The organism is Mesorhizobium sp. M8A.F.Ca.ET.207.01.1.1, assembly GCF_004794715.1.
GTDB lineage: Bacteria > Pseudomonadota > Alphaproteobacteria > Rhizobiales > Rhizobiaceae > Mesorhizobium.
The window spans coordinates 556,116-581,675 of the sequence record NZ_SRUS01000005.1 but is presented as its reverse complement, the minus strand read 5'-3'; the positions used below and the strand labels follow the sequence as shown (position 1 = coordinate 581,675).

The 25,560-nt window shown below is 60.5% G+C and carries 17 protein-coding genes and 1 pseudogene; 13 read left to right on the top strand and 5 right to left on the bottom strand.

The annotated features are described in order from the left end of the window. Positions 1 to 24 precede the first annotated feature (24 nt). From EN850_RS18210 to EN850_RS18200, 3 genes are all read right to left on the bottom strand, one after another. On the bottom strand, positions 25 to 1,830 hold the full coding sequence (locus EN850_RS18210) for a hypothetical protein (RefSeq protein WP_246689239.1): 1,806 nt from the start codon (positions 1,828 to 1,830) through the stop codon (positions 25 to 27). 196 nt (positions 1,831 to 2,026) lie between these two features. Beyond that, positions 2,027 to 2,581, bottom strand: a complete 555-nt coding sequence (locus EN850_RS18205) for a transcription termination/antitermination NusG family protein (RefSeq protein WP_127276026.1) — start codon at positions 2,579 to 2,581, stop codon at positions 2,027 to 2,029. A gap of 14 nt (positions 2,582 to 2,595) precedes the next feature. Further along, on the bottom strand, positions 2,596 to 4,692 hold the full coding sequence (locus tag EN850_RS18200) for a polysaccharide biosynthesis tyrosine autokinase (RefSeq protein ID WP_135867761.1): 2,097 nt from the start codon (positions 4,690 to 4,692) through the stop codon (positions 2,596 to 2,598). A gap of 421 nt (positions 4,693 to 5,113) precedes the next feature. Here EN850_RS18200 and EN850_RS18195 point away from each other — a divergent pair, with 421 nt between their 5' ends. The 4 genes and pseudogenes from EN850_RS18195 (at position 5,114) to EN850_RS18185 (ending at position 8,338) form a co-directional block, all read left to right on the top strand. Next, positions 5,114 to 5,701: a hypothetical protein gene (locus tag EN850_RS18195; protein WP_136091945.1), complete on the top strand. Its 588-nt coding sequence runs from the start codon at positions 5,114 to 5,116 to the stop codon at positions 5,699 to 5,701. 407 nt (positions 5,702 to 6,108) lie between these two features. Beyond that, positions 6,109 to 6,735 (top strand): Crp/Fnr family transcriptional regulator, encoded by a 627-nt coding sequence (locus tag EN850_RS18190; protein ID WP_189522182.1) that lies wholly within the window; start codon positions 6,109 to 6,111, stop codon positions 6,733 to 6,735. A 156-nt stretch (positions 6,736 to 6,891) separates the two neighbouring features. Beyond that, positions 6,892 to 7,398: pseudogene (locus EN850_RS37170) on the top strand (IS630 family transposase); the annotation flags it as partial. 502 nt (positions 7,399 to 7,900) lie between these two features. After that, positions 7,901 to 8,338, top strand: coding sequence for a hypothetical protein (locus EN850_RS18185; RefSeq protein WP_127873499.1), 438 nt, complete (start codon positions 7,901 to 7,903; stop codon positions 8,336 to 8,338). Positions 8,339 to 8,685: 347 nt separating this feature from the next. Here EN850_RS18185 and EN850_RS18180 read toward each other — a convergent pair whose 3' ends face one another. Continuing rightward, the gene (locus EN850_RS18180; protein ID WP_136091944.1) at positions 8,686 to 10,026 is read right to left on the bottom strand and encodes a calcium-binding protein; all 1,341 of its coding nucleotides are present in this window, start codon (positions 10,024 to 10,026) and stop codon (positions 8,686 to 8,688) included. 523 nt (positions 10,027 to 10,549) lie between these two features. Further along, positions 10,550 to 11,470: a LysR substrate-binding domain-containing protein gene (locus EN850_RS18175; RefSeq protein WP_136091966.1), complete on the bottom strand. Its 921-nt coding sequence runs from the start codon at positions 11,468 to 11,470 to the stop codon at positions 10,550 to 10,552. A gap of 122 nt (positions 11,471 to 11,592) precedes the next feature. Between EN850_RS18175 and EN850_RS18170 the strand changes: the two genes are divergently transcribed. The 9 genes from EN850_RS18170 (at position 11,593) to EN850_RS18130 (ending at position 25,552) form a co-directional block, all read left to right on the top strand. Next, positions 11,593 to 12,633, top strand: coding sequence for an aromatic ring-hydroxylating dioxygenase subunit alpha (locus tag EN850_RS18170; RefSeq protein ID WP_127276478.1), 1,041 nt, complete (start codon positions 11,593 to 11,595; stop codon positions 12,631 to 12,633). After that, on the top strand, positions 12,630 to 13,757 hold the full coding sequence (locus EN850_RS18165; protein WP_135932484.1) for a 2Fe-2S iron-sulfur cluster-binding protein: 1,128 nt from the start codon (positions 12,630 to 12,632) through the stop codon (positions 13,755 to 13,757). The genes EN850_RS18170 and EN850_RS18165 overlap by 4 nt, the downstream gene beginning before the upstream one ends. 47 nt (positions 13,758 to 13,804) lie before the next feature. Next, entirely contained in the window at positions 13,805 to 14,926 is a 1,122-nt protein-coding gene (gene hisC / locus EN850_RS18160; protein WP_136091943.1) for a histidinol-phosphate transaminase, read from the top strand. Beyond that, on the top strand, positions 14,923 to 16,434 hold the full coding sequence (locus EN850_RS18155; RefSeq protein ID WP_136091942.1) for an FAD-binding oxidoreductase: 1,512 nt from the start codon (positions 14,923 to 14,925) through the stop codon (positions 16,432 to 16,434). Before hisC ends, EN850_RS18155 begins: the two co-directional genes overlap by 4 nt. 22 nt (positions 16,435 to 16,456) lie before the next feature. Then, on the top strand, positions 16,457 to 18,466 hold the full coding sequence (locus tag EN850_RS37755) for a DUF2817 domain-containing protein (protein WP_136091941.1): 2,010 nt from the start codon (positions 16,457 to 16,459) through the stop codon (positions 18,464 to 18,466). Between the two features lie 69 nt (positions 18,467 to 18,535). Further along, positions 18,536 to 19,333: a transporter substrate-binding domain-containing protein gene (locus EN850_RS18145; protein ID WP_127276468.1), complete on the top strand. Its 798-nt coding sequence runs from the start codon at positions 18,536 to 18,538 to the stop codon at positions 19,331 to 19,333. Between the two features lie 76 nt (positions 19,334 to 19,409). After that, a complete protein-coding gene (locus EN850_RS18140; protein WP_135921901.1) occupies positions 19,410 to 20,123 on the top strand; it encodes an ABC transporter permease subunit in 714 nt (237 codons plus the stop codon). Further along, complete coding sequence (locus tag EN850_RS18135) at positions 20,120 to 20,836, top strand: ABC transporter permease (protein ID WP_135867769.1); 717 nt, start codon at positions 20,120 to 20,122, stop codon at positions 20,834 to 20,836. Before EN850_RS18140 ends, EN850_RS18135 begins: the two co-directional genes overlap by 4 nt. Positions 20,837 to 21,421: 585 nt before the next feature. Then, on the top strand, positions 21,422 to 25,552 hold the full coding sequence (locus EN850_RS18130) for a VCBS domain-containing protein (protein ID WP_189591148.1): 4,131 nt from the start codon (positions 21,422 to 21,424) through the stop codon (positions 25,550 to 25,552). Positions 25,553 to 25,560: the final 8 nt, after the last annotated feature.

Sequence of the window (25,560 nt, the reverse complement as noted above, 5' to 3'; positions counted from 1 at the left end):
CCGATGAGCTGCCCGCCCTGCCTCTCACAAAGATAGCCAGATATGCCTGAACAGTTCCCGTCCGACCGCCTCGATGCCAGCGCTTGCGTCAACGGTTCGGATGTTCTTATCCTTGGCTCGCAACTCCGCCATCAGCGATAGCCGCGCGTCGAAGGCTTCTTTCCTGATTTCTCCCGGCTTTCGCTGCTCGGAGACGGCAAAATCTGAAACCAGGTGCAAAGTGAGGTGTGGCCGGCATTGCGCCATCTTTTGATAGAGCCTTTGCTCGAGGCGAGCGAGAACTGACAGGCCTGGGACGGAGAAGAGGTGCGGTGGGATGGTCGGCCCGTCCAGATATCCGCTACACAGCGCCTGCGGCCACCTGTCACAAATGACGATCAGGCCGCGCGTAGCCCATCGATGCGCACGTTTCACGACAGCGTATCGCTCAAACGCGATCAAAACTGCCCAGAATGCCAGCGCGGTAGCGGCGAGTCCTCCCTTCGACCAATTTCGGCTGACGGAGCTGTTGCCACCATCGTGCTGGGCCAACGACTTTAGGCGGCGTCTGTAGGGAAAAACCAGAGTCTGCAACGCCTTGCGGAGCCACCACCCATTGCCGTCTCCGATTCCGACATAGGCTTGCGCACACCCGAATTTCCATCGAAATATCCGTGTCAGCCGATCAGCTTGAGTGCTCTTTCCCATGCCATCAGGACCGACGAGCGCCACTACAAAGCCACCAGCCGCAGGCCGTCTCTTTGGTGGGAATGTGCCGGGCATCAGGCGCTGAAGGGCCCTCAACGCCAGATATGAGGTCTTGCGGGCCAGGTGAACAAACGCATCGGCGATCCCGTAACCTCCTGCAAAACCGCAGGCTTCACGGATTGAACGCCGGAGCCTGGCAAGATCCCTGCGGTTTGCCATCAAACCGTCGACGCTTTGCAGAAACCTGCAGCTCGCCAGTCTGCTGCCGCCAAGCGTGTATTCCGCGACATCCAGGCCTTGCTGGCCTGACGGCAGTGGCGGGCGCGCAAACTGGTCCCTCCAATCACCACCAACGGTGATCCACTGTCGCCAAGGCAATGCCCAGGTCCGGAAGGCGAAGCGGGCAATGGCTATTCGAATCTCGTCCTCGGGGGAGACGACCGGAATAGACACCCCATCCACACAAATTGACTCCCATCGTGTAATCGCCGCATAGTCGAATACCGGATATCGTTTGCGGAATTCCCAGCCGATACGGATCCCGATATGCATGTCGAGATGGAGATAGCGGCCATTTGGAAAGTCAGGCAGGAACCAGTCCTCCCGGCCGGCACAGACATTGTCGTAGCAAGACAGGCTGACGCCGCGACGACCGTGCAGCTTGCTCACGATCGAACAGAAGACCGGGTAGTCGTGCTTGTCCAAAAGGAGATCCAGATCGTCGCGGCCCGCAAGTCCGCTTTGCAGGGACGCGAGATCCTGAATTATTCCGTACTTCAGGCCGCTCTCATTGAATGCTCGAAACAGTTCGGTGGCGGTCGGAAGGGCCGGGACTGTTTCGAGGGGCAGCAAGGCGGCGCTTGCGTCGGTTTGAGAAACACCGACATCTGCTTTGTTGATCGACGGGCTCGCCCCAACCGCCCTGGCTGGCGCTGGAACGTTCACCCCCGGCGTCAACGCTTCGACCACCATGCTTGCCTTGGCTTTTGGAACCCAGCGCCGATATTGTTGCGGCTGCAGGCCGTCCCTAGGCTCTCCAGGATCCGCCGGACAGTAGCTTCCGGGTTTGGATTTACGTGAAGGTTGCAAGGGGTTCCCCTGGTTGATCGCGTCGAGCGTCATTCGCTCATCGTCGCCGGTCATCGTATCGGCAGCCTATTGGCGCTGATTTCGTTGAGACGCAGCCCCCGATGTTTTCGATGCCGGGCTGCAGCCTCGGACGTCGCCTTGCAAGCTGCCGCATCGAGGGTGAATTGGGTGGCCAACTCATCCTTCCTTCGCCGGATAGTTTCGGCATCGTCCGAGCAAAAAATATTATACGAGAAATAACAGATAGAATTCAGGATATAATCGAAAGTTTATCTCGGTCGATCGTGATTTGAATAGAACGGTTCATTATATCAAGAAGAATTTTTACCGCTCCAGCACTTCCGACGTGATCAAGAACGCCAAGCTGCTCCGAAAACGGCCCGTCTATGACTCTAACTCTTTGACCTGGCCTCAATAAGATATCGGGGTGTAAAATTCCGTCCTCGTCGGTTGCGGCTATCAAGGACTCGATCACACCGTATGGTGCCGGGACCGGCATTCCTTTGCTCATGACAAGTTTTCGCACGCCGACGGTTGAGTTGATCGGGTACCAACTCTGCTGAGCAGCCAGCGAGACGAACAGATAGCAGTCGAAATACGCACTTGCGACGTTTCTGACAATGCGAGCGTGGCGAACGGTTCGCCTTCGCTTGGGCAGGTATGTTCGGAAGTTCTGCGATAGCAGGTGCCGCTCCGCCAAGCTCTCGGAATGTTGGTGCGTCTGGATCACGTACCAACGCGTAGGGTCCCCGCCGTAAGTTTTTCCTACCGGGAAGCGATCCTGGTATAATTCAGCGTGCTGCATGGCGAAATATTTCTCTAGTTGAGATAGTAACTGTCCGAAACACTACTTTCGATGGACGTGTAGCGGCCATATTTTGGCAACTTTGGTTCGTCCACCATTGTCAAGGCGATGCCGGCAATCTTCGACCGACCGCCAAGGTGTCGAATCCCTTCTGCAACGGCCTCGCGCGAAGTTTCGCGCCACTTCACGACAAAGAGGACCTTGTCGACATACCGCGCCAGGATCGTGGCGTCGGCCGCGGCTCCAACAGGTGGTGCGTCAATGATCACCGTGTCGAACTTTCCGCGAAGCTCTTCGAAAACCGAGCGCATCCGCGCCGAAGCAAGAAGGGCAGGCGGGTTCCGGGTCCTTGCGCCGGCAGGGAGTAGGGATATCCCCGAGCGTTCGTCCCGATGAATTGCGTTTGCTGCCTTCACCGGCAATGTCAGAAGGTCGACCAGCCCGACCTTGTCCACCATGCCGAAGAAGGCCGTGGTGGCCGAAAGCCGCAAGTCCGCATCGACGACCAGAACCCGTTCGCCGTCGGCCGCTGCGGAGCAGGCCAAGCTCAATACCAAGGTTGTCTTTCCTTCGCCGGGCATCGCCGATGTCACCAGCATAAGGCGCGGCAAGCGGGCCTGTTCGGGCGTCGCATCGATGCCCAGGCGGAGCCGCCGCACGGCTTCGCTAAACCTGGATAGTGGTCTGCGCTCGAGATAAGCCACAGGTTGGGCTTGGGAATGGGCGTCTCTCGACCAGCCCGCCATCCGTGGGATGGATGCAAGAACCGGAACGGACAGCTCTTCCTCTATCTGCTTCTTTGCCATGAAGCCGGAAGCGAAAAGTTCACGAAGAACGGCCCCTGCCCCCCCGACGAAGAAGCCGAGCACAAGCCCCAACGCCGCGAATAGAGGCCTGTTCGGAAAGCTTGGCGAACCCGGAACAACCGCATCGGTTATCACGCGTACGCCGCTGTTCAGCAGGGTAGACTTCTCCTCGGTGAGCTTGGCGCGTGAAAGGAATGTCTCAAACAGCTCCTTGTTCGCGGCGGCAATCCTTTCCAGGTCGCGCAACTGCACGCCAACCTGACCTTCGACTTCGGATCGGTTGGATACCGAATTCAAGGCTCGGCTGAGAGAAGCTTCCCGGGCCTCGGCAGCGTCCACTTCATTCTTCAGATTGCCGATGAGACGCTGGACTTCGGCGGTAATCTGCCCCTCGATGTCGCGGCGCTCGGCTTGCGCCGCCAGGACATCCGGATGCCGATCGCCGTATTTCAATTTGAGGTCGGCTTCCCGCCGTGTCACTCCAGCGATCTGGGCCCGAAGCGCGCTGATAACTACGGACTGCAAGACGTCCGGCATCGACTGGATGTCGCCTCCGCTGGTCAGCAATTTGTCAACTTGTTGATATTGCGCCCGTTTCTCCGACAATTCGGCGCGTGCAGTAATTAATGCGACATTCAATTCAGACAGCTGCTGGTCAGTCAAACTGCCTGCTGGCGTCGCCAATAGATTGTGATCGATCCGAAACTTCTGGACGGCTTGTTCCGAAAGGCTCAATTCCGCTCGCAGAGATGTGGCCCGCTCACTGAGCCATGTGGACGCTTTCTTGGCCCCTTCGTAGCGGGACCTTACTCGATCAGCGAGGTAGGCCTGGGAGATTGCGTTCGCCAGCGATGCTGCTTTCCCCGGGTCATAGGCGGTCACCGAGATCTCGATAACATCCGCCAATCCAACGCGCGAAACTCCAAGGGCGCCCTGTAGCCATATTAATGCCCCCGGTCCGATCTTTGGGTCTTCCGTCAGCTTTTCACTGTCGACCACCTTCTGAAGGAGCGAGGTGGATCTCAGGACCGCAATCTGACTTTCGATAAATGTTGAATTGTCGGCAAAATCAGAATTCGAATAATCCTGCGGAGTCATATAGTCTATCGGGGCGTCAAGTAATACTTGTGCGACGCCCGTGTAGGATGGTGGAAGGAGATAGGCGGCGGCGACAAATGCGGCGAAGGTGAGCGCAGCAATGCTGCACACCAGCTTCCAGCGGCGGAGAAAGAAATCAAGAATCTCCCGCACGTCGAGCGGCAGTAATTCTCTGGTCATGGTCGGACTGTCAATTGAACTTGCCATTTCCGAATCCTTGCAATCAACAGCACAACTCCCGCCCCTCCAGCGTCGGCTGAATTTGCTTCACTTCAAAGTAGTTCGGGCAGTTGCGTGTAAGCGCTCAGAGCGCGTGAAATGTAAGGGTTCGCGTCCCGCCATCCGGCATGTGCAGTCGCTCTTTTCCCGCCCACCGAGCGATCGCGTCGCCGGTCAGTTGGAAACATAACAGCTTCGCGGATATCCCCGCCATTACCATTATTGAGTAGTAAATCGGCTAAAGGTTGATCTGGTCTACCCGACAAGCCTTCCAGACCTTCAGGATGTCGCCGGGACCATAGATCGCGCTTCCGCAAGGTCTAAGGCGCTGCAGCGTCCAGGGCGCGCAGGAGAGCCTGCACTTCCTGACGACAACAAAGCAGCCGGCCGTGTCTTGCTTGAGGTTGATATGGATATTCTCAGCGAAATCGTTCCGGGGTTTTTAGATTGGGTGATCAACAGACCGGCAGCCATTCTTATGCTGTCCGCAACCTGGCCGTTGATGCTTCCTATGAAGAAAGACAGGTTGCTGGGCTATGGAGCTCCTGCCGTTTTTATTGGGGCTGGTGCTTTAATTGTGTTCGGCATCGAAACTCCCGTAGGAGCAGTCATTGTCGTACTTGCCTACAGTTTGCTGGTTTCAGTCGCCCTGTTTTCCACCCGCAGGCGTCTTAGCCAAATCGAGGATCGTCTTGCATCGGTCATATCCGCAATCGATGACCTGGAAGTTGCCGAGGAAAGACGGCAGACTTACAATGCCAGGCGTCCCTCGCGGCTTTACCCGCGCCGAAAACCGGCAGCCAGCACAATGGAGCAAGTCGTTACAGCAGGTGCAACGGAGAGTCCCGGAAGCACGGCGCAGGCGATCCCCAGTCCGCCTTGGCAAGAGTTGCAACCGCCCGATCCGCCAGTGGGATCCGCGCTTCCGGCATCAACGCGACCAGCAGGACCCGACGTGCTTTCTGAAGGGCATCGAACGCGGCTGCTTTCAAGTTGAGCAGCTCTGCTTGGCGAGGGTTTTCAACCAAAGAAGGGACGTGAAAGCAGCCGTGATGGTCCGCCGGGGCGCAGCAACCAAAGGACAAGTTCGACTGCCGGCGTTGAATGCCGGCAGGCCACGGGAACTTGCTGAAGCCCATCCAGTAAAGTGGGCTGAGAACCTTCTGCATGGTGCAAGTACCCCCAAGGTGGTAGGGTAGCATCCCATGGCGGTAGGCCGCGACGCCATTTGGATGAAAAGATAGGCGGAACGTTTGTGTAATTAATGGGTTGAAGCTGCAGATTGATCGGAGGGACGATCGCGGAGTGGGGTAATCAAGACAAATGGGCTTATCAAAGCAGGCTCTTGAATTGGAGAGGCGACCCGCGCTTGCCGACGCGAGTTGGGAAAGGACAATCTCAGTATTGCCGGGGGCTTTGCGCCGCCTCTATCCGGCGAACACCACGATTGCACGCGAGCATCAGGCCAAATCCTCCATCCTGGTTATGACTGCGGGTTGGGCGGCATTCGGCAAAACGTTGCGGAATGGCTCGCGTCTCATCGTTGATTTCGCGCTTCCTCACGAAATTGCCTTGATCGAGTTCTCCGGCGAAGGGGGCGAGACGGCAACTGCGCTCTCCGATGTAACCGCGATCGAGCTGACCGGTCCTGTCCATACTTGTTTTTCGCGCTACCCGCAGTCCATTTGCGAGGCTATCCTGCTGGCTGAGGTAAGGCGGTACGCAAGGGTTGCGGAACATCTGGCAGGAGTCAGCAGACGGGGACCTGTCGAACGCACGGCGCATCTTCTTCTCGAACTGGGCTGCCGGGCACATCGATCGCCAACGAGTTATCCGGACCGCTTTGAATGCCCGCTGACCCAAGCCGAGATGGCCGACGCGTTGGGGCTTTCGGCTGTGCATGTAAGTCGCGTGTTGAAGGATTTGCGGGAAAGTGGACTGGCTTCATTCCGCAATGGTGTGGTCGAGTTGCATGACCACGCGGAACTTATAAAAACGGCCGGATTTGATCGGTCTTACATTTCGAGCTGACATCAAGCTTAGTTCTGGTCTCAACCGCAACTGGCGCTTCCTCGCGGGTATGTGCTTCGGTGCCCCGGACTCTCTTGCTAGAGCGGGATGGAGTCGTGAGATTCGCAAATCACCTTTGCTCTGATTCAACATTCATACTGGAGGAGGCCAGTCGGGATGGCAGGATATTCGATGGATTTTCGCGGGCGGGTTGTTGCCGCGGTCAAGATGGAAGGGCCTGTCGCGGCGCCGCGACGGCGCGCTTTAGCGTCAGCTACAGCGGGGCCATAGCGTGGCTAATAGCGTGTCGAAGAGACTGGCAGTGCGGCGCCTCGCCAGGTCCGCGGCTACAAACCGAAGAAACTCTCGGGAGTGTGGCCCAACAGCTTGATCGAGCGCTTTCACGACTGGGCTTCACCTTGCACGGCCTTGTGGCCGAGCTGGTCTGAAGGTCGACTACCGATTGGTATGGGAGTTCGTGCATGCCGAGAAGCTCACTCACAAAAAAGACGCTGATCGCCAACGGACAGAATCGCCCCGATGTCGCACGACGGCGGCTGCAGTGGATGAAATATCGGGGCCGGATCGATCCACGCGACGGGTCTTCATTGATGAGACCTGGACCAAGACCAACAGTCGCCGCTCAGGGGCTGGGCGCTGGCGGCCCAGCGCATCGAGGCCAAAGCGAACGTCGCCGCTAGCCAAAGCGTAGGCAAAATGGCCGGTGCGGCGGGCAGCCCTCCGGGGACGTGAGGACCGCACCGGCCACTGCGGCGGGCTTAAGTACGCACCCGCACCGGTCAATTTACAGGGGACATTAGGTAATGCGCAATTAATCCTATCGGTGGTGCCAGTGTAGCGCCGATGTCAGGATTGTTCGGTCGTTGGCCGGTAAGGGAAAAATGCGCTCTTAAGCAACGGCTGTTACTTGAAGTTGGTTTTCGTCTTCCGCTTCGCCGATACCTTCTTGATTTAACCGGCCTTGCTGGCGAGACCACTTTGTCTTTGCTATCGCCGATTCGTGGCGGCTTTTGGCGAGCCGGAGCTTTTCGAGAACCAGATCGTCCTGATGTTACTCGCTATCTAGTTCTTTTGCCTTCTAAGTTCATCCAAGTAGTGGAATGGACTGAACGTCATAGGAGGTTGTAGCGTTCTTTTTTTGGACACGATGGCTCGGGGATGTCGTATGACGATATTATTAGAAATCAAAGATTTATTGGAGGTCATGGCGTACCGGCTAACCATCAGGACGCTCGACCACGCCTATAACATCGACCTGACAAATGCTTGCACGCCTGCGGAGCGGGAAAAGGCCGAGTACCGACATTATTGGGAAACGTTATTATATTATGAACAGATTGCGGAGATAAAAACCCGGCGACTGATCCGGAAGGCGGAGCGTCTTAATCTCCCGGTTGGCTACGCGGACGACAACAGTCCAATGTGGAGAAAATCGTCTCAGCTTGACAGCTGGATACTGACGCCACTTGGTTGCTCTGAAGTCCAAAATATGATCCGTCAAGAATGCAAAGACCGCCGAGAGCGCGCCACGACCTGGACAAGCGTGATCATCGGCCCACTCGGCCGGCTAGTATCTGGTTGGCTGGTTGCGCGCGAGCACTAGTCGCGCACGCTTCTTAGCCGACGTCCACCCTCGGTCCGGATAATCGCCTTCGGTTGCGAATTGGAACTCGCCAGGTCTCCCCTTTGCCAAAGGAGAGCAAGGGTGGTTGTGGCTCGGGGTGCCTCGATCGTCGCATCGACAGCTAGGATCTCCTCGTCGCAGACAGGGCTGCATGGGAGCGCCTGGTCGAAGTCTATCCCAAGCCGATTTCCAAAGAGTCGTAACCTCTGTGCAGAGCTACTAGATCGGCGCTATCCGTCGCTATTTTTGATCGCTGTTAGTGGCAACTGGAACACCAGCGGTGACGCGCTCGCGCTTCGTAGTGCCATGTGCGATCGCATGGGCGATCAAATGATGTACACGTCATGATAGGTCAGGGCCGCCCCGGCCTGTAGGTGGGCGATTTCCACCTGAGGGGCCGATCTCGAGCCATCGGGGTCATAGTACAGGATGCCCGTGGTCCGGTCGTAGAGCAGGTAGTCGTTATGGCTGGTGGCGTGTTCGCGCAACTCGAAATACGACGAGTTCACCTGCGTCGGGCTGGACAAGGAACCGGGGCCGAGGCTGGTGAAGACGGCATTGTCGAGATAGAGCGCGTCGTCCGCTGCGTGGAAGTCCGGGAGCCTATCGACATTGCCAGGGCCATAGGCCGTGTCAAACACGAAGGTGTCCTTGCCGGCGCCTCCGTGGAGCACGTCGTTGCCACCTCGGCCCCACAGTATGTCGTTACCAGCCAGGGCATCATAGTTATCGGCCGCGCCAGTGCCGACAAAAGTGTCGTTCCCGGTAGTTCCCTTGGTCGGGTCGGTCGGCGGTGTCGGTGGCTGGTCGCTCCCGTCATGGGCCGCATGCCAGACCGCCTTGGCATTGGCCCAGTAATCGCGGGCCGCCTGGCCTTGAAGGACCGTCCAGCCGGCGGGCGGCATTGGATAATCGGACGGCAGCGGCGTGTCAGAGAGGTTGAGGTAGTAATTGCCGTGCGACTCGACCGTCTTGTCCCAGGCGTGCTGCAGCCGCCCCATGCCGTTGTGGTGCACGTCGGTGATCGCCACCACGCAGTCGATGAAGTGCAGGCTTGGCGAGATATCGTTAGCGCCTGTGCCGTTGTCGAGTTTGAACGGCGAGCCGTGGGTCATCTCGCCTTTGCGAAGGTATTCTTTCATGCCCAGAAGCATGCCATCCATGATGACCGTGTTGTTATGCCCATTCACTTCACCGTCACCAAGGCTCACTCCGGAAAACACGTTGTCAAACAGGGAATCCTTGATCGTGCCACTGATGACGTCATCGTCCTCGACCGCGTCGTCTCGGGAGTAGCCGACATAGCTGTCCTCGATGACGAAGTGGCCAGTGCCGCCGACACGAATGCCATCCCAGGGCTGGGTAACCGTCCAATCGTCGATGACAAAGTTGTGGGCTGAATTTATACGGACTGCGGCGGAGTTGACGTAAATGTTCTCCCAGTCGCCGGTTTGGGAGACGGTGCCGTTGATCGTGCCGCCAAAAACCAGGAGGTTGTCGCCGGGGTCGACGATCGAGAAGGGATAGCGGTTGATGGGGCTTCCCTGATTGGCGACGATCCACGAGGCGTCGGTGGCATCGATAGTGGTGTCGGCGGGCAGGCCGGATGCCTTATACTGGGTGTAGCCATAATCGCCGCTTAAGACAATGGTACTTGCCTGGGCCATGGTTGGCCACCTTTCACACCCCCGCCCTTTCCGCCAAGTGCCTGAAGCCGGAAAGGCCTCCATTCATCAGAACGCCCGTCAGCGGTATCGTGCAAATCACAAAATGTAACAGGTCCCGCACGGTGGCTCGTGCCGGAGAGGCGTCTGAAACCCGCCCCGGTCACGTTGCTCGAATGGTTGCGCTACAACGTCGAGTAGGCGACGGCTTGCGCCAGCGAAAGGCTAACACTGGTGACATCCCAGTTGTCACGCGATCGCGGAAGCCAACCGGCCATGCCAGCAGACTGTTAGGCCCGCGGCACCTGCATCAGGATGACGGTCCCGACGAAAGCAGAGTAGAGGGCTAGGTTCAATCAACCAGCGGGTGGTTCTGCTCGTCGTCGCCCGGCTCGGGCTGGCGTGATTGAGGATCGATCGCCCGAGCGCATCTCGATCACGCGATACCGCCTGCAGTCCGGCATGTCAGCGATCAATGACCTAATAGGGACAAAGACAATCGAGTGGGAGTGAACAGTTGAGGACATCAGCTAGCCATTAAAGCTGCGCCCATCCGCTTGGAATTCGACACGATCCACGCGCGCAGTTCCGGGCCGAAGGGCTTTTCCAGAGCTGCACGGTCCCAGGCAAGGAAATAGGCCTGAGACAATTTGAGCCGTTGATTGAAAGGTACGATGAGGCGGCCGGATGCGATATCCTCGGCGGCCATTGATAGCTGCGCCAGCACAACGCCTCTTCCATTCGTCGCGGCATCGATAGCGGCGCTCGACAAGGAGAAGGCGACTTCACCTGAAGCCTTTTGGTACATCGCTCCGATGCTTGCTGCCCATTCCGTCCAACTGGGCGGTGAGCGGTGGTCGCGAGCCCATTCGATGCTGAGGAGTGGCAGGTCGAGAATGTCGGCGGGTTTGCGCACCGGGTGCCTTGCCAGCAGCGCCGGTGAGCATGCCGGCACCACCCAATCCGTGAACAGTTCGATATAGTGGTTGAAATCGCGATACTTCTCGCCGTACGAAATGCGGAAGTCGACCCCTTCAATATCCAATCGGGGTTCCGTCTCCGCGCCGACCAGACGTACCGTCGCGCCCGGGTGTGCAATCTGCCAATCCAGCAATTGCGGGCCGATCCATTTGCTGGCCAGCGATGGCAGGCAGGAGATTGTCAGCGTGTTCGCGGACTGGGCGCGATCGATGATGTCTTGAGCCGCACGAATCTGGTCGAATCCGAGGGAAACCGCCGCGTGATACACACGTCCCAGCGCTGTGAGGGCGACGCTTCTGCCGCGCCGTTCCAGCAGCCTGACCTCGAGGGCCTCTTCCGCTTTGCGTATCTGCTGGCTGACCGCGCCAACGGAGACGCCAAGCTCGGTCGCGGCCGCCGTCATACTGCCGCGTCTGCCGAAGGCCTCGAAGGCCTGTATCGCACGCAGCGGCGGCGTCTTGTTCACCTGGGCAAGGATCCTGGGGTCAGCTTGATTTAGTTTTTCTAAAATAGAACGCAGATGCAAGCCCTATGTCGTCCAGGATCCGCAAGATATTCGTTTGGGGGTTCACAAGCTGGGAGGACGCCATGTTTCTTCGAAACTGCTGGTACGTTGCCGCGTGGGACCATGAGGTCGCCGACCGGCTGGTGCCGACCCGGATTCTTGGCGAGGATATCGTCCTCTACCGCCGGACCGATGGCGTGGTAGCGGCGCTCGAAGACGCCTGTCCGCATCGCAAGCTGCCGCTGTCCATGGGTCGCATAAAGGGCGACACGGTCGAGTGCGGCTATCACGGCCTGACCTTCGACAGCACGGGGACCTGCACGCGGGTGCCGGGCGCGGAAAAGATACCCCATGTCGCCTGCGTCCGTTCCTATCCGATTGCCGAGCGCTACGGCTTGCTCTGGATCTGGATGGGCGAGGCGGCAAAGGCCGATCCCGACCTGATTTTCGCTGTCGATCACTGGGGCGACCCGGCATGGGGCGTCAACCGCGGCGAATCGATGGCGCTCGATTGCAACTATCTCTACATGACCGACAACCTGCTCGACCCCTCGCATGTGTCCTGGGTCCATCAGTCCTCCTTCGGTGGTGTCCAGGCCATGGAGGATGCGCCGCTCGAAACCACCGTGGGCGAAGACGGCGTAACGGTATGGCGCTGGGTGGTCGATGCCGCACCGGCGCCCTTCTATGCACCCTTCCTCAAATTCTCCGGCAATTGCGACCGCAAGCAGCACTACGAGGTGCGCTACCCGTCCAACGCGATCATCAAGGCGATCTTCGTACCGGCACGCACCGGCGGCGAAGGCAAGCCGCTGCACGAGGACGTGTTCCTCATGGACAGTTACAATTTCATGACGCCTGTCGATGAGAACCAGACGAAATATTACTGGTTCCAGATGCGCAATTTCGCTCCCGACGATCTGGAGGTGTCGCGCCGGTTCGCCACCTCCGTGCGCGGCGCTTTCGACGAGGACCGCACCGTGCTAAACGCGGTGCACAAGGGCATGGCCAACAAGCGCACGCCCAATCTCGATCTCAAGATCGATGTCGGGCCGCTGCGTTTTCGCCGCAACCTGGCCAAGCTGATCGCCAGCGAGAGCCAGCAATTGGCGGCCGCCGAATGAACGCATTCACCGCTCGCGACACCATCGCAAGAAGCGGGTTTCGCGACCTGAGGGTGGTTGCGAAGGTGCGCGAAAGCGCCATCATCACGTCGTTCCACATGGAGCCGGTCAATCCACTGGACTGGCGCGATTTCGAGCCGGGCCAGTTCCTGGTGTTCAAGATACCCGTACCGCACGCGGCAGGCGAAAAGGGATATGTGCTGCGCAACTATAGCGTCTCCTGTTCTCCGGCCAGCAAGGGTCGCTACCGGATCAGCGTGAAGCGGGAAGCAGCATCCGCGCCTGGCCTGCCTGATGGGATAAGCTCATGCTTCCTGCATGACCGGATCGACGTCGGTGACGTCCTTCAGGCCGAAGGGCCGCGCGGCGAGTTCGTGCTCGACAAGGCGAGCAGCCGTCCAGTGGTGCTGCTCAGCGGCGGCGTTGGGCTGACGCCGATGGTGTCGATGCTGCATGCGCTGGCTTCGATGCCGGACCGCCGCATCGTCTTCGTTCACGCTTGCGAGAATGGCGACGTGCATGCCTTGCGCGACGAGGTGAGCGGCCTTGTCGCGACACGGCCCGGCCTGTCCGCCCACTACTGCTATCGGTCTCCTTCCGAACGCGACAAAGCCAAGCAGCACTTCCACAGCGAAGGCATGATTTCGCGGGACGTGCTGCAACGCCTGCTGCCGATCGACGACTATGATTTCTATCTCTGTGGTCCGCCGCCGTTCATGCAGGCGATTTACGCCATGTTGCGAGCGCTTGGCGTGCCGAAGCACCGCATTGCCTACGAATTTTTCGGCCCGTCGACGGTGCTTGAGCCTGATGCATTTCGGACCTCGGCGGTTGTTGCGCAGCCGGCAAGGATCGTGCCGACAGACGAGGCGACGACCGTGGAGTTCCGAAAATCGGGACTCAAGGCCATCTGGGACGGCTCCGCCGCATCGCTGCTCGACTTTGCCGAGGATCACGGTCTGAAACCGGAATTCAGCTGCCGGTCGGGCATCTGTGGCACATGCAAGTCGCGGCTGGTCTCGGGTGACGTCGCCTATTTCGAAGAACCGCTGGACGAGCTTGGGGCAGGCGAAGTGCTGCTGTGCTGCTCCAGGCCGAGCGGATCAATCGTCCTGGATATTTGACAAGATCGCGATGCCGCGTATGGGCGCGGGGAAACGGAAGTCGGAATTTGGAACAGTCGGTCAAACCAGTGTCGAGCCTGCCGCTCAATCCGCATATCGCCGCCTTGCCGCCCTACAATGCCGGCATGAACATCGGGATGGCGCGGGCGCTGAGTGGCCGCCAAGACATCGCCCGGCTGGCCAGCAATGAGAACCCGGACGGCTGTTCTCCCGCCGTCATGGCCGCATTGGCTTCGTCATCGTTCGAACCATGGCGCTATGCCGATCCGGCTTGCACGGCGCTGCGGGCAGTGCTTGGCGAAAGACTGGCGGTCGATCCCGGCCTGATCGTTGCCGGCAATGGCTCCGAGGAGATGATCGCCGCCATCTCGCGCGCCGTCCTGGTGCCGGGCGCCTCCGTCGTCACCACGGTGCCGAGCTTCGGCCTGCATGAGATAGAGCCGCTGGCAGTGGGGGCTGATGTCGTCAAGGTTGCGATGACGCCTGGAATGGGCTTCGACCTTGCCGCGCTGGAAACGGCGATCGCCGCCAGGCCACGGATCGTTTTCATATCCTCGCCATGGAACCCGGTCGGACCCGGTCTCGACCATTCCGGCTTGCAACGGCTGATCGGCGCCGTGCGGCCAGGCACGCTTCTTGTCCTCGACGAAGCCTATTTCGAATTTGCCGATCCAGGTGCGCCCGACGGCATCGAGGTTCTGCGCGGTCACGGCATCGACCATGTGGTGCTGCGGACGTTTTCGAAGGCGTATGGGCTGGCGGGGCTGCGCGTCGGCTATGCCGTCTGTTCGAGCCTCGAACTGGCGCGGGTGATCGCCGCTGCCAAGACGCCATTCAACGTCAACGCAGCGGCACAGACCGCCGCGATCGCGGCACTCGCCGACGAAAGCTGGATGAAGGCGTCGGCGAGCCGGGTCAGGGCCGAGCGCGTGCGCACAGCCACCGCTCTTGTTGGCCTTGGTTTCCGGGTTGCGCCGTCGCAGACAAACTTCCTGTTCTTCGACTGCAAGGGTGATAGTTCGAGCCTCGCCGCCGATCTTCTGAAACAGGGGATTATCGTCAAGGCGTGGCGAGAAGCCGGCTACGAACGCTATCTGCGTGCCACCATCGGCTTGCCGGCGGACAATGACCGGCTGATTGCGGCACTTCAGGAATTGGTGGGACGATGAGCGGCCTCGCGCCCCAAGGGCAAACGAACTGGATCGACCAGGCGGTGCCGTTGTCGTTTGTCGACGCGCTCCGCGATGTCGTCGGCGCTTCGAATGTGCGCACCGGAGAGGATACCGAGGCGATCGACCTTGGCTCGAATGGCGCGAATTGTGGCGCCGGCATCGTCGTTGCGCCTTTATCGACCGGTGAAGTCGCGGCGGTGGCGCGCATCTGTCACCAGAACGGGATCGCGATCGTGCCGCAAGGTGGAAAGACAGGCCTGGTCGGCGGCAGTGTTTCGCGGCCAGGCGAGATCGTCCTTTCGATGACGCGCATGAACCGCATCGAGCGGCTTGATCCTGTCGAGCGGGTGGCCGTCGTCGACGCCGGCGTTACTCTTGAAGCGCTGCAAGAGGCCGCGCGCGAACACCGGCTGGAACCGGGCATCGATCTTGCCGCGCGCGGCTCCGCGACGATTGGCGGCATGGTGTCCACCAATGCGGGCGGCGTGATGGCCTTTCGCAACGGCGTCATGCGCCACCGCGTGCTTGGCCTCGAGGCCGTTCTGGCCGATGGATCGGTCTATTCCGATCTCACTCGGGTGGTGAAGAATTCGGCCGGCTATGATCTGAAACATCTCTTCATCGGTGCCGAGGGCACGCTCGGCATCGTCACCCGCGTGGTCGTCAAGCTCGACCCTTCGCCGCTAGCCAGCGCCACCGCGCTTTTCGGGCTGCCATCGGTCGAGGCTGCTCTGCGGACCATTCGCCTGGCACTTGAATCGGAGGCCGGGCATCTGCGCGCGGCCGAGGCGATGTGGACCTCGTATTTCAGCCTGGCCGCCGCCGCGCATGGATGGTCCGAACCAGGCGTGCCGCTCGACCAGCCGCTGTTCTTGCTGCTGTCGCTTGGCGGCGCGCGCGAAGAGGCGCTGCGCGAGGATTTCGAGCGGATTTATTCGGAAGTAATGGAGCGCTATCCCGAAGCGACCGGCATCATCGCCGGCTCGCGGCGGCAAGAGGACGACCTGTGGCGGCTGCGCGAGGACACCAGCGTGCTCTATCGCGCCCACCCCGATGCGCCTTCTTTCGATGTATCAGTACCATTGTCGGAAATTCCAGCATATCTCGACAGAATCCTGCCTAAGCTCGCTGTGATCGAACCCGGTCTGGCGCCCTATATCTTCGGACATCTGGCCGATGGGAACCTGCACATCATCCTCAACCGCCGGGGTCCGCTGGCGCCCGAAATTGCCGAGCGTGTCGAGCGTGTCCTGTATCAACAGCTCCGGGAGATTGGCGGTTCCTTTTCCGCCGAGCACGGTGTTGGGTCGAAGCGCATCCATTCCCTGCTGGCGACAGCCGACCCGACGAAGCTCGCCGTGATGGAGCAGGTGAAACGAGTGCTGGACGATCAGTCGATCATGAACCCCGACAAGGTGCTTCCCCGCGATGCCTGGTTCGTTCGGTCTTCCAGGCCATGTCATTCCGGCAGCTTTAAGAACGTGAGCGACCTCACCGATGAGTAACCCCATGCTGGAACCACAAGGAATGAACGGATTGACCGCCAGCCGTCCATTGGGATCGACGAAGCGCCATGACGAGCCGGCCCCGGCCTATGCCTCTGATTTCGGCGCCTTGCGCCAGGAATTTCGGCAAGCGGCCGAGCGGGCGGGCGCGGAGCTGTCTGAATATGTTCATCCGCTGAACGGGCCCGATGGCGGGCCGCTGGCGACGGATGTGGCACTGCTTGGCCGTCGCGACGCGCGCAAGCTGATCGTGGTCATTTCCGGCACGCATGGTGTCGAGGGGCCGTTCGGCTCGACCTGCCAGACCGCCTGGCTCGGCCAGAAGAACCTGCGGCGCTTGCCTGACGGCATGGCGATCCTTGCCATCCACCTCATCAATCCCTGGGGCACGGCGTGGTCGCGGCGCGTCAACGAAGACAATGTCGACCTCAACCGCAATTTCATCGACTGGTCGGCGGGCGCTCCGGTCAACAATGGCTATGCCGGCCTCCACGACGCCGTGGCATACCGCGAATGGGCAGGGCCGGACCGCACAGCGGCCGACGAGAAACTTGCCGCAGCGCGCAAGAGGCTTGGGCATGCCGGGCTGGCGGCGATCGTCGAGGCCGGCCAGTATGAATTCGCCGACGGGATGTTCTACGGCGGTGGCGGCCCGGTCTGGTCGAACAGGACGCTGAACGAGATCCTGAAGGCTTTTGCCGGCGCGGCGCGCCAGGTCATCGTTTTCGACCTGCATACGGGGGCGGGGCCTTACGGCTACCCGGCTCTGCTTTCGGTGGCGAGTTCCGAGCATGCTGGCCTTGCCTGGGGCAAATCCATCTTCGGGCCGGCGCTCTCGACCGTGCTGACCGGCCCGGGCGCCAAGACCGGCACCGGCATCGCTGGGACTGCGACCGGCTATGTCTCCGACGCCGTTCGCAAGGCAATGCCGGACGCGCGCGTGCTGCCGCTTGTCGTCGAATGCGGCACGCTGGACGGCCCCTCGGTCATGGAAGCGGTGCAAGCCGACAACTGGCTGCATCTGTTCGGGAAGCTCGATTCGCCGCTGGGCAAGCGAATCCGGGAGACGCTGCGCTCGGCCTTCATTCCCGATGATCCGGATTGGCAGCGCACTTGCCTGTCCAGCAGCCTGCGCTATTTCGACCGTGCACTGGCCGAGCTACAGACTGTCGAGGTAGCCCAGGACGAGGCCATAAGGCGCGAACAGACGCCGCCAACCGCTCCGGCCGCTGTGGCCGATCCGACGCCTGCTGACGAAGCGAAGATCACGACGCCGGCAGTGCAGATCGACGAGCTTCACAAGAGCTTCGGCTCGCTTCTGGTGTTGAAGGGCGTCAATCTCGCCGCCCATGCCGGCGAAGTCATTTCCATGATTGGCTCGTCGGGTTCGGGCAAGAGCACGTTCCTGCGTTGCATCAATCTTCTGGAACAGCCGGACGGCGGCAAGGTCGCCATCGACGGCGAACTCATCAAGATGAAGCCGCTGTCGAACGGCCGTCTCGGGCCGGCCGACATGGCGCAGGTCGAACGCATCCGCGCCCGGGTCGGGATGGTGTTCCAGAACTTCAATCTGTGGCCGCACATGACGGTGGTGGAGAACATCATCGAAGCGCCCCGGCATGTGCTGAAGGAGCCTCGCGAGAAGGCCCTCGAACACGCGCATGCCCTGCTGAAGAAGGTCGGGCTCGCCGACAAGCATGCCCACTATCCCGGCCAGTTGTCCGGCGGCCAGCAGCAGCGGGCGGCGATTGCCCGCACGCTGGCGATGCGGCCCAAGGTCATCCTCTTCGACGAGCCGACATCGGCGCTCGACCCCGAGCTGGTCGGCGAGGTGCTGCGGGTGATCCGCCAACTGGCGGAGGAAGGCAACACCATGATCCTCGTGACGCATGAGATGCAGTTCGCGCGCGAGGTCTCCCACAAGGTTCTGTTTCTCCACCAGGGAAAGGTGGAGGAAGAGGGTGCGCCGGCGGAGCTGTTCGGCAGCCCGCGCTCGGAGCGTCTGCGCCAATTCCTGGCACGGACACTGTGAAGCAAGCCCTCGAAGCGTTCGGCTCGCACCGGACAACGGCAATGAAGATCAACAACAAGGGGAACTGATATGAAACTGAAAGTCTTGACGCTGCTCGCCTGTCTGGCGGGAAGCATGGGCAGCGCATGGGCGGCCGAAGGCGAGCTGTCCATTGGTACGGAAGGCGCCTACCCGCCATGGAGCATGTCCGACGCCAACGGCAACGTCACCGGCTTCGACGCCGATGTCGGCGCATTGCTATGCACCAAACTTGGCGTGACCTGCCATTTCGTGGTGCAGGCCTTCGACGGGTTGATCCCGGCGCTGAAGGCCAAGCGCTTCGACGTCATCATCTCGGGCATGTCGATCACCGCCGATCGCAAGAAGGAGATCAACTTCAGCGTCGGCTATGCCGAACTGGCCAACATGTTCGTCGCGGCCAAGGGTTCTGATCTCGCCGCCATCACCGACGTCGACACGCTGCTGAAATCGCTCGATGGCAAGAAGGTCGGCGTGCAGGCTGGCACCACGCACGCGCATTTCCTCGAGAAGCGTGCGCCGAATGCCGACCTGAAAACCTACGACACGCTCGATCAGATGCAGATCGACCTGGCGAGCGGCCGTATTGACACGGCTTTCGCCGATCAATCCGCCTTGCAGGATTTTCTGGACAAGCCGGATGGCAAGAACTTCCAGCTGATAGGTGTTGAGATAAAGAGCACGTTCGACCCGACGCTTGGCGAAGGCATCGGCGTCGGCATCGCGCAGGACAACACCGAGCTCAAGGCCAAGATCGACAAAGCGCTTTGCGAGTTGATCGCCGACGGCTCGGTCGGCAAGGCCAGCCAGAAATGGTTCAAGACGGACATTTCCCGGCCCTGCAAATAACGCCTTGGAATTCTGGCATGCGCCCGGACAGCCGGGCGCATGCGTCTCATTGGCAAGACAGACTAGGGCAACTCAGATGGAATTCGGTCTCTGGCAAGTTTGGGAAGCGGGTTGGGTGACCGTCATCCTGCGTGGCGCGGCGATCACAATCCTTGTGGGTTTCGTCAGCATGGCGGCCGGCCTGGTGATCGGCATTGTCTGTGGGCTGATCAAATGGGCCCGGATATTTCCACTTTCGCTGGTGGTCGATGCTTATACGTCGCTTGTGCGTGGCGTGCCCGAACTGCTTATCATCTACCTGCTGTTTTTCAGTTCGGTTGAATTCGTGACCAAGGTCGTGACTGCCTTCGGCTATGCCGGAGTCGCGGAAAGCGGTTATGCGTTCGTCATCGCGGTCATCGCCATCGGCGCGATCTCCGGGGCCTATTCGACCGAGGTCGTGCGCGGGGCGCTCGGCGCCATCCCCAATGGGCATATCGAGGCAGCTCGAGCGCTCGGGCTGCCGGGCGCACGCATCTTCGGCCGCATCATCGCCCCGCAGATGCTGCGCATCGCCGTTCCCGGCATCAACAATGTCTGGCAGACGACGATCAAGGACACCGCTTTGGTTTCCGTGGTCGGCCTTCAGGAGTTGATGCGCATTTCCTTCATCGGCGCCAACTCCACCCGCCACCCGTTCATCTTCTACCTGATTGCGGCGGTGGTTTATCTCGCCATCACGCTTGTAAGCCAGGCCGGCTTCGACGGGATCGAACGCCTGCTCAGGCTACGGACGAGAAAAGCAGTATGATAGACCTCATCCAGCTTGCGGTTCCCGTTCTGCTCAAGGGCCTGTGGGTCACAGCCGCGCTGACCTTCGTTTCGGTGCTGATCGGCTTCAATCTGGGCCTCGGACTGGCGCTTATGCGGCTGTCGTCGAACTGGCTCCTGTCGGGCTTCGCCAAATATTACAGCAACGTCTTTCGCGGGACCCCGCTGCTGGTGCAGATCTTCCTGTTTTACTACGGGCTCGGCCAGCTTTCGCTGATCAAGGACAACGCGGTTTTGTGGTGGGTGATCAGCGACGGATCGCGTTGCGCCGTCCTGGCACTCGCGCTGAATACGGCCGCTTACACATCCGAGATACTGCGCGGCGGATTGATGTCGGTTCCGGTCGGTCTCGTCGAGGCGGCCCAGGCATGCGGCATGTCGCGCATGCTGCGGTTTCGCCGCATCGAGTTCCCGCTCGCCATCCGCCAGGCGCTGCCAGCGTATGGCAATGAGCTGATCCTTGTGGTGAAGGGCACCAGCCTTGCCTCGACGATCACGGTGCTCGAAATCACCGGCTACGCCAAGAGGCTGATGAGCCAGACCTTCGCGATCTTCGAGATTTTCGCCATTGCTGGCGTGCTCTACCTCGTGATCAATCTGCTGCTGATCGCGATCATCCGATCCATCGAGCGTTCTCTGACCAGGCATGAGTCGTCCTCCAGCCAGAAATCGACCGCACTCAAATCGATCTGACGTGGTTTCATGACGGAGTCTACTGCTCACTCCTTGCGATCGGGTCGCCTTCGTTAGCCTTGGCGGGCAAGCATCCCGGATCGCCCACCATAGCTGTGGCGCTGAGGCGCTTTTCTTTCGCAGTGCCCACGATTGGGCCGAGCGTAGGTTATCTCCGCCGGAGGCGTCAGGCAGGCTCCGCGAGCCGTCACCTGTGCACCAGGCCGTGAACTCATGCCGCATCTGACTTCGAATATTAACTGTCCTCCAAAGTTGGGCGTTGACGCCTCCTCTCCAGTAGAGTTAATAATCTCCTAATATAAGCATCTTCTAAATATCATGATCGGAAACCCGACGATTTAGAGGATGTAATTGGGGTAGGGAGACGTAGCGCAGCGACCAACGTCGTCGCCGCCGCCATCATGTGATCATCATCCGCTAGCTCCAGCCGGCATTTCTTGCCCGGCAGGCGCGCTGATGGCGCACTGCACTTCCAACCCAGTTGTGTGCCGATTTTTGGGATCGACGCCCGGACAGGGCGTGGTCGTGCAGGGCTGTCAACAAACAGGCGTAGGGGCGTCTGTCATAGGGAAAAGGGGTTGAAAAATGGCTACTCAGGTCACCGGTGCCGGCGGCACCACGACGTCGTTCTCCAATACACCGCAAGCACAGGACGATCTGTTCACCAGCAGCACCACCGGGCTCAACGAGGATAGTTCTCAACCCATCTTCCTGAATGTGATGGCCAACGATCTCGGCGGGAACGCCAAGACGCTCTGGTCGGTCGACAACGGGATCAACAATACAGGCGCGATGAGTGGATACTCCGCTGCTGATTTGTTGACACAAGACCTGGGGCGAGCGGAAACCGCCAGTTCCGACACAAGTTATAACGGTGCGAAGATCTGGATAACATCCGACGGACGCGTGGGATACGACCCGTCTACCTTGTCAGTGGCTTTCAGGGCGCAATTACAAAGCTTGAATGCAGGACAGTACCTGACTGACACGTTTATCTATTCCATTCGGCTCGGCAATGGAACGCTCAGTTGGGCAACCGCAACCGTACAGTTCGCCGGAACCAACGACGCAGCCGTGATTTCCGGTGTCGTTACGGGCTCGGTGATCGAGGCAGGTGGTGTCGGCAATGGAGTTCCTGGTACGCCGACGGCGACCGGTACGTTGACAGACACCGACGTCGACAATACGCCCAATACATTCCAGGCGGTCGTGGCCGGAAGCGCAAGTGACCACGGCTACGGCACTTACCAGATGACGACGGGCGGTGTCTGGACTTTCACACTCAACAACAGCAATGCCGCCGTCCAGGCGCTCAACGTCGGCCAGAACCTCATTGAAACCTTTACCGTCCACACTCAGGACGGCACCGCCCAGGTGATCACCGTCACCATCCACGGCACCAACGACGCGGCCGTCATCACCGGCACCGCGAGCGGCGACGTGACCGAAGCCGGCGGCGTGGCCAACGCCATCGCCGGGACACCGACGGCGAGCGGCGACCTCAACGACACCGACGTCGACAACACGCCCGACAGCTGGCAGGCGGTTGCCGCCGGAACGGCGACCAGCGGCGGGCTCGGCACCTATCAGCTCGGCGCCGACGGCCAGTGGACCTATACGCTGGACAACGGCAACGCCACGGTCCAGGCGCTCAATGTCGGCCAGTCGACCACCGACACCTTCACCGCGCTCACCGCCGACGGCACCGCCCAGGTGGTGACGGTCACCATCCACGGCACCAACGACGCGGCCGTCATCACCGGCACCGCGAGCGGCGACGTGACCGAAGCCGGCGGCGTGGCCAACGCCATCGCCGGGACACCGACGGCGAGCGGCGACCTCAACGACACCGACGTCGACAACACGCCCGACAGCTGGCAGGCGGTTGCCGCCGGAACGGCGACCAGCGGCGGGCTCGGCACCTATCAGCTCGGCGCCGACGGCCAGTGGACCTATACGCTGGACAACGGCAACGCCACGGTCCAGGCGCTCAATGTCGGCGACACGACCACCGACACCTTCACCGCGCTCACCGCCGACGGCACCGCCCAGGTGGTGACGGTCACCATCCACGGCACCAACGACGCGGCCGTCATCACCGGCACCAGCACGGCCGCGCTCACCGAGACCAATGCGGCGCAGTCGACCGGCGGCACCCTGGTTGCCACTGATCCCGACAGCTCGAACGCCTTTGTGGTGCAGACCAACGTGGCCGGCAGCAACGGCTACGGCACGTTCTCGATCGACGCTACGGGTCACTGGACCTACGCCATGGGCAGCGCCCATAACGAGTTCGTGGGCGGCACCGACTACACCGACAGCATCACGGTGGCCACGGCTGACGGCACCTCGCAGCTCATCACCGTCACCATCCACGGCGCCAACGACGCGCCCGTAGTAGATCTGAACGGTGCCTCAGCTGGTTTCTCGGCGACCCTGAACTATACCGCTGGATCTGCCGCCACTGCCATCGCTCCTGCGGGAACAGTAACGGATATCGACTCCGCCAACTTCGGCGGAGGGTCGCTGACCGTCGCGTTCACAGCAAATGGCACGTCCGCCGATCAACTGGCGATCCAGAACCAGGGCACGGGCGCCGGCCAGATCGGCGTCAGCGGCAGCAATGTCACCTATGGCGGAACGATCATCGGTACTTTCACCGGCGGCACGAGCGGGTCGAGCCTAGTCATAACATTCAACACCAATGCTACCGCCGTGGCCGCGCAGGCCCTTGCCGATCACATCCTCTATGCGAACGCAACCAGTGGAACTATCGCCAAGACCGTCACCTTTACATTAGTGGATGGTGACGGCACGGCCAACGGCGGGACGGATACTGGCTCGGCCACGGCGACGATCAATGTAACAGGTAGCGACGCCACCCCTCCGAGTGTTTCGATAAGTCATGCGCTAAGCTCAAGCCAGCAACAGTCTACCTTCACTGTGCATGCAACGGATGCCAGCGGTATCCAGAGCGTCCAGTTGTATGACAGCATAAATGGAGGTGCACCCGTTCTCATCTATACCATGACCGCCGCAGAACTGGCCGCTGGATCGGTTAGCGGTAACTATGTTCATACCTTTGATGATGGATCGGCTCCATTCCCGGTAAGCAACTCTGTCCATCAGATAAGTGCAGTTGTCACCGACAACAGCACAGCGCACAATTCCGCCACGGCCGTGGATAGCGTCACGTTCAAAACCAACGGTGGGGGCGGCGGCAGCACAAAATTCACGGCTCCCGCTGGCACCTCCGGCGAGCCCATCAATCTCGCCCTCACCGACCCCTCACACGAAGGCGCGCTCGTCACCGTTACGGTGAAGGACGTTCCCTCAGGCTGGACCATCGACGGCGCAACCCATAATGCAGACGGCAGCTGGACGGTGCAGACCAACGACCTGCACGGGCTGACCGTCACCACGCCAGTCAGTTTCACCGGTGCCGCGGTGCTCGACGTCCAGATGAGCTGGATCAACGCCGACGGCACCTTGGGCAGCGCGTCGATCGCCGATAATGTCGAGGCCTACGCTCCGGGATCGCCGATCTTTGCCTGGTCCGGCGACGACGTGCTGACCGGCTCGCACGGCAACGACCTCTTCGTCTTCTCGCAGCCGATCGGCGCCGACACGGTGCACAATTTCGACGCCGCGGCCGACCAGATCGACCTCATCGGCTACAGTGGATTGGCAGACTTTGCCGACCTCCAGACGCACATCGCCGACGATGCCAACGGCAATGCGGTGATCGCGCTCGGCGACGGACAGTCGATCACGCTGGACGGCGTGCATTCGGGCGCACTCACGGCAAGCAATTTCGTCTTCGATCAGACGCCGGTGGTCAACAATTCAGGCACCATGACGATCGGCGACGGCGCGTTGCTGCCGCTGAGCGGCATTATCAACAACAGCGGCCTGATCTCGCTCGACTCGACCGGCAGCGATACGCTGCTGCAGGTTATCCAGCACGGCGTGACCTTGCAGGGAGGCGGGCAGATCCTGTTGTCCGACAGCGCCGCCAACATGATTTCCGGCACCGGGCCGGATGTCACTTTCGTCAACGTCGACAACACGATCGCGGGCGCCGGCCAGCTGGGCGGCGGCATGCTCAGCCTCGACAATAGGGGGACCATCATCGCCTCCGGCTCGAATGCGCTGGTCATCGATACCGGAGGCAGTGTCGTCACCAACTCCGGAACGCTGGAAGCAACAAGTTCGGGCGGGCTGACGATCACCGGCGGCCTGGCGAATTCGGGCATGCTCTGGGCCAATGGCGGTGACATCGTCATCCATGGCCAAGTCACCGGCGACGGCGATGCCACCATCGGCAACTTGTCGAAGTTGGAGTTCGGCGGCGCCTCGTCGACGGACGTCACCTTCGGACACGACGCTGCCGGCACGCTGCAACTCGACGATTCCTTCGACTACAGCGGACGCATCGGCGGCATCACCAATGATGACCGACTGGACCTCGGCGATATCCTGTTCGGTGCGGGAACGACGGCCGTCTATCAGGCAAACCAGGATGGCAGCGGCGGAACGCTGAGCGTTTCGGACGGCACCCATGGCGCCGCATTGCATCTGGTCGGCAGCTATGATGCGAACGCCTTCAAGCTTGCCGACGATGGCCAGGGCCATACCGTCGTTTCGTACAATCCGGCGGAATTCACGCTGACCGGCATCGGCAGTGGGGCGATTTCGAGCGACTTGGTGGTGTGAGCGAACAG